The sequence below is a fragment of the Mesorhizobium sp. M7A.F.Ca.CA.004.06.1.1 genome, from assembly GCF_003999135.1.
Taxonomy (GTDB): Bacteria; Pseudomonadota; Alphaproteobacteria; order Rhizobiales; family Rhizobiaceae; genus Mesorhizobium.
The window spans coordinates 1-5,563 of record NZ_RZPQ01000383.1; the positions used below are offsets into that span (position 1 = coordinate 1).

Sequence of the window (5,563 nt, forward strand, 5' to 3'; positions counted from 1 at the left end):
CTTCTTGGCCAAATCCGTCAGCGCCGCCTGGTTGGCGACCTTCGGGCCGCCGCCCTTTGCCGCCTGCGCATTCTCATCCGCCTTCAATTGCGCGAGCTTGGCGTTCTTCTCGGCTTCGGTGAACTGAGGCGCCGCCACTTGCGGCTTGATGTTCAGGTTCGGAAAGGTGCCGGTATCCTTCGGCCCCGTACCCGCAGCGACAGGCGTCGGGCCATTCGTGTTGGTGCTCGAGCACCCGGCAATCCCGATGAGGACGATCGCCGCGCCGATGCGGCAAAAATGTCCGGCACCGAAAAAAACAGTTTCGCCAATATTAATCGTCATATTGTTTCCTTGGCAGCCGAGGTAGAGCGAGATTGGCCCGGTCGGATGTCCCATGTTAATATGTCAAGAAAAGGCCTCGGGAGGAACCCCGCCAACCATGTCCAAAACACCCGATTCGGGCAAAGCGGAAGATGACGAGCCTTCGACCGTCGAGCAATATCTGGTGAAGGACCCGGAACGCTTCGCCCTGAACATGGCGCGCATGATCGAGCAGGCCGGCAAGGCCGCTTCCGCCTGGGCCGAGCCGCGCGAAAAAGGCGACGTGCGCGACCATGTCGCCGAGCCCGTTGTCGATATGGTGAAGACCTTTTCCAAGCTCAGCGAATACTGGCTTGCCGATCCGCAGCGCGCGCTGGAAGCGCAGACGCGGCTGTTCTCCGGCTATATGACGGTCTGGGCCAACGCCATTCAGCGCACCAGCAACGCCGCGCAAGACACCGAAGACGCGGTCAAGCCGGAGCGCGGCGACAAGCGGTTCCTCGACCCGGAATGGGGCCGCAACGCCTTCTTCGATTTCCTCAAGCAGGCCTATCTCGTCACCTCGCGCTGGGCGGCCGATCTGGTCGAGCACGCCGAAGGCCTTGACGAGCACACCCGCCACAAGGCCGGCTTTTACGTCAAGCAGGTGTCCAACGCCATCTCGCCGTCGAATTTCATCCTGACCAATCCGGAACTGTTCCGTGAAACCGTCGCGTCGAACGGCGAAAACCTGGTGCGCGGCATGAAGATGCTGGCCGAGGACATCGCCGCCGGCAAGGGCGACCTGAAGCTGCGGCAGGCTGACTACTCACCCTTCGAGATCGGCAGGAACATCGCCACCACTCCCGGCAAGGTGGTCGGCCGCAGCGACGTCGCCGAAATCATCCAGTACGACCCGGCGACCGAGACGGTGCTCAAGCGGCCCTTGCTGATCTGCCCGCCATGGATCAACAAATTCTACATCCTCGATTTGAACCCGCAGAAATCCTTCATTCGCTGGGCGGTTGAACAGGGCCACACCGTGTTCGTCATCTCCTGGATCAATCCGGACGAGCGCCACGGCACCAAGAGTTGGGAAGCCTATATCCGCGAGGGTCTGCAATACGGCCTCGACACCGTCGAGAAGGCCACCGGCGAACGCGACGTCAACGCGATCGGCTATTGCGTTGGCGGCACGCTTCTGGCGGCGGCACTGGCGCTGATGGCGCAAGAGGGCGACGACCGCATCAAGTCGGCGACCTTCTTCACCACGCAGGTCGACTTCACCCATGCCGGCGACCTGAAAGTGTTCGTCGACGAAGAACAGGTCGCCGCTGTGGAAAAGTCGATGAGCGAAAAAGGCTATCTCGACGGCACCAAGATGGCGACCGCCTTCAACATGCTGCGCTCAGGCGACCTGATCTGGCCCTATGTCGTCAACAACTACATGCGCGGCAAGGATCCCCTGCCCTTCGACCTGCTCTACTGGAATGCAGATTCCACCCGCATGGCGGCGGCCAATCACTCTTTCTACCTGCGCAACTGCTATCTTGAGAACAACCTTTCGCAAGGCACGATGGAACTGGCGGGTCACACGGTTTCGCTTGGGGACATCACCATCCCGGTCTACAACCTCGCCTCCAAGGAAGATCACATCGCGCCGGCGCTTTCGGTGTTCCTCGGTTCGAAATATTTCGGCGGCACGGTCGAGTATGTGATGGCCGGGTCGGGCCATATCGCAGGGGTCGTCAATCCGCCGGCATCCAACAAATACCAGTACTGGACCGGGGGTACGCCGACGGGCGACTTCAGCCAGTGGATAGCCAATGCCACCGACCATCCAGGATCCTGGTGGCCGCACTGGCAAGACTGGATAGAGGCCAAGGACAACACCCGCGTGCCTGCCCGCAAACCGGGCAAGCATATGAAAACCTTGGGTGATGCTCCCGGCACCTATGTGAAAGTACGTGTGTAACGGACTGTAATGTGTGGTGAGTTGACGGACCGCCAAAAGCGGGCGAAATGGTGTCGTCAACCATCAAGCGGCCGTAATTCGACAATCACCGCAAAAATACTTCCAGGCTTGCGGATTTGACACAGGTCTCGTTTCCGGATCGGAGACAAAGGTCACCTTGGCATCGACGCATGCGTGTGGCGCCAAGGATATACCGACCGGACATCGAGGGGGAATTTGACTTTGAAATCAGCAGGATGGAGCCTCGCAAAGGGAGAACGCCGCGCCATTGTGGCAGCGCTCTGCTCCTTGCTTCTGGCCTCCTGCACTTCGGCTGGCGACCCGACAATGTCGGTCGGAATGCCCGGTTACAATGCCACCGCATCGGATATGAATGCTGCCTCAAGTGGCAAGTCGGCCGCTGTCGCCGATTCGTCCGAGGTCACGACCGAGCAGACGACCGTGATGACGGCGAGCGATACGGCGCTGCCTGAAAAAGTCGCCTACGTGCCTATGTCCAAACCGGGAGCTGCCTTTCCGCTGACCACGCCGGCGGGCGCCGAAACCATCGTTGGAAACACGCCGCAATCGCTGACGCAGCAGGCACAGACCGCGCCGCAAACCGACGCGGTCGCCCAGCAGATTGCCGCGGTCGACGGCGACGTGGCGGCGCCGAAGCCCGCTGCCGCTCCGGCCATGAACAACCCGGTCTATGTGACGGCTGGCGAGATGCCGCAGGCCGAAGCACCAAAGAAGAAAGGCTTCCTCGCCTCGATGTTTGGCGCAACGCCAGCCTCGGCGACACCAGCCCCCATCATCAGCAACGCCCGGACGGGCGAGCAGCCCCCGGCGCAGGCAAAAGCGACGCCAGCAGCGGCAAAGCCGATCATCACGCTGGCCTCGGCCAATTCCACGGCCAAGCCGGTGCAACTGGCTTCGCTCGGCGACGATAGCAATCACATCACGGGTAGCGACGCCCTGCCCGGCGTGCGCCAGACGGCCCTGTTCGAGATCAAGCGCAAGTCCGGCCTCGACGACGAAAGCGACGTCGACCTCAACGAGGATGAGGGGCCAATCGGCGGCTCCTATCAGGTTGCGTCAGCCGCCGGCATGGCCCGGTTGGCGCCCAACGGGCTGCTCAAGCAGAACGAGAGCGTCGATGTGGCCTGCCTGAAGCCGTCGCTGGTGCGCGTGCTGAAGACGATCGAAGGCCACTACGGCCGCAAGATGACGGTGACGTCGGGCTATCGCGACCCGGCCCGCAACCGGCGCGCCAACGGGGCCAAGAATTCGCTGCACATGTATTGCGCCGCCGCCGATATCCAGGTTCCCGGCGTTTCGAAATGGGAACTGGCGAGCTACATCAGAAGCATGCCCGGCCGCGGCGGCGTCGGCACGTACTGCCACACAGAATCGGTTCACGTCGACGTCGGCCCCGAGCGCGACTGGAACTGGCGCTGCCGCCGGCGCAGCGGCGGTGACGGCTAGTCTAGCAGACGGTCTTAGGCCTATTAGCAGCCAAGATCGTACCGGTGACCATTCTGAGCATTCGGGATTAGCCGAAGCCTCCCACAAACTTCGTCATCCTAGGGCGAAGTAGGGCGAGGCTCCGTCGCGGAGACCCTGGGATGACGAAACGATGGGTGTCGCCGCTAATTATCAAAGCCTGCCAACCCTCGGGAAATCGTTGATTTGGCTGGCCCGGAAAAAAGTTGTCCAAGGTGGCACCTGACGGGTTGCCGGTTGCGCACAACACCAGTATAAGCCGCTTCGTCTGAGCGCGCCCATCGTCTAGCGGTTAGGACACCGCCCTTTCACGGCGGTAACAGGGGTTCGATTCCCCTTGGGCGTACCAGAAAAATAATGCGTTTAGCGCAAACCTCCCTCCCAATGTGGCCAATTTCGCCTGGCTCTCTGCCGCGGTCTTCAACTGACGCGCAGTCTTCCGCGATCACACCATAGGCTAACGCGGCCACACAGGTCATAATCCTGCTACAAAGTGGTCGATTCCTCAGGGATGTAGCCGCTCCAAGAGCCCGCCGCAGGTCGCCCCCGTGGCGGGCTTTTCATTACACGGTCGAGTTGGGTTCTCGGGCACCGCGACAATGAGAAAGCCCCGCAGTGGTAAGCCCGCATTTATTGCCTGGTTTCCCGGCTTTAAACAGCTGACTGCGAGGTGTACGGATTCGGGCAAAAAAGCCGGATACTACCTGATTAAGGCGAGCCACCACGGTCAAAGAGTGGGTGTTGCAACCCCCTCGAGCGCAATGATCCTGGTGTTGGCGCAACGCTTCCGGATTTCAATAAGGCGGGCGTATTCCGCCGAATTGTACCAGCCCATCAACGACGTCATGTCGGGGAATTCGATAATAACCAAACGGTGTGGCTCCCAATCGCCCTCCAAGACTTTGGTCGCACCGCCACGACCTAGATATCTCCCACCATAACGCTCCTCGGTGGCTGGCACATCCCGCCGGTATTCCTCGAACGCGGCAGCGTTCTTTACGTCTACATCCGCTATCAGATAAGCGGCCATTTGCGCTTCCTCCTTCTCGACGGCGCCCGACCGTTACGCTCCGGTCGCGGGGGCGACGCCCGCCGGTCAAGACGCCCCTCTTCAGCGCTTCACCGGCAACCGCCGATGCGAAGTCAAAAGCCTGTTATAATCCACGGATTGGCGTCGTATCCGAGGCGCGGCTCTGCTTTTGCGCCGCTATCTCCCGATTTGGCGGTTCCGGTGAAACCACAGTCCAGATTTGGTGCGGACTTCTTGGCTGACGGGTTGGTGGAACATAAAGCGGCGGCGTCACTGACCGCCGCCTTCTTTTCCTTGGCAACAGCGACACCAGCCGCAGCGAAAACGACAGCCGCGCAAAATACAGCCACTCTCATTGGAACCCCCACATTGCACCCGACGGATGGTCGGACATGACCTAGCGTCACCTTAATATTAGCACTACGAAATATATTATCTAGCCCCGTGCCATCAAAAGCAGGCTGAGTGCCAAGCTTGCATCGTGACCGCCAAAACCGGTGCCGATCTGGACACCAGCCGGCATGAGTCGCATTCTGCTCGTGGAGAAAGACGTGGATCGACAAAACACAGGGGCTGATCAGGCCAAACGCTGGCGGGACCGGGCCCTGCGCAGTCGCCGGAGGCGTCTGTCACACAACATTGTGTCGTGGGCGCTGATCCTCAATGGCGATAACCATTCTCGGTGGTCTGATCGCGCTCAAGGCGTACAAGTAAGCAGAGCCCCAGCGCGCGAGGCTATCAGGCCGCAGCCTAGCCGCTGCCAAGCAGCGGCACGGTAACGGTTGTCGCGT

General features: G+C 60.8%; 5 protein-coding genes and 1 tRNA gene. 3 read left to right on the forward strand and 3 right to left on the reverse strand.

What is annotated here, in order from left to right; genetic code table 11:
• On the reverse strand, nucleotides 1-378 hold a 378-nt coding region (locus tag EN906_RS21115), incomplete at its 3' end, for a hypothetical protein (RefSeq protein WP_245484308.1).
• 43 nt (nucleotides 379-421) lie between these two features.
• Here EN906_RS21115 and phaC point away from each other — a divergent pair.
• The 3 genes from phaC (at nucleotide 422) to EN906_RS21130 (ending at nucleotide 4,091) form a co-directional block, all read left to right on the forward strand.
• Nucleotides 422-2,257, forward strand: a complete 1,836-nt coding sequence (phaC, locus tag EN906_RS21120; protein WP_127269943.1) for a class I poly(R)-hydroxyalkanoic acid synthase — start codon at nucleotides 422-424, stop codon at nucleotides 2,255-2,257.
• 216 nt (nucleotides 2,258-2,473) lie between these two features.
• Entirely contained in the window at nucleotides 2,474-3,724 is a 1,251-nt protein-coding gene (locus EN906_RS21125) for a YcbK family protein (RefSeq protein ID WP_127272637.1), read from the forward strand.
• 292 nt (nucleotides 3,725-4,016) lie between these two features.
• A tRNA-Glu gene (locus EN906_RS21130) sits at nucleotides 4,017-4,091 on the forward strand.
• Between the two features lie 378 nt (nucleotides 4,092-4,469).
• Here the strand turns inward: EN906_RS21130 and EN906_RS21135 are convergent.
• Nucleotides 4,470-4,772, reverse strand: a complete 303-nt coding sequence (locus EN906_RS21135; RefSeq protein WP_127270084.1) for a DUF1330 domain-containing protein — start codon at nucleotides 4,770-4,772, stop codon at nucleotides 4,470-4,472.
• 113 nt (nucleotides 4,773-4,885) lie between these two features.
• The gene (locus EN906_RS21140) at nucleotides 4,886-5,128 is read right to left on the reverse strand and encodes a hypothetical protein (RefSeq protein WP_127270086.1); all 243 of its coding nucleotides are present in this window, start codon (nucleotides 5,126-5,128) and stop codon (nucleotides 4,886-4,888) included.
• Nucleotides 5,129-5,563: the final 435 nt, after the last annotated feature.

Coding starts and splice junctions, on each gene's coding strand:
- EN906_RS21140 (WP_127270086.1), bottom strand. CDS start 5,128: ATGAGAGTGGCTGTATTTTGCGCGGCTGTCGTTTTCGCTGCGGCTGGT.
- phaC (WP_127269943.1), top strand. CDS start 422: ATGTCCAAAACACCCGATTCGGGCAAAGCGGAAGATGACGAGCCTTCG.
- EN906_RS21135 (WP_127270084.1), bottom strand. CDS start 4,772: ATGGCCGCTTATCTGATAGCGGATGTAGACGTAAAGAACGCTGCCGCG.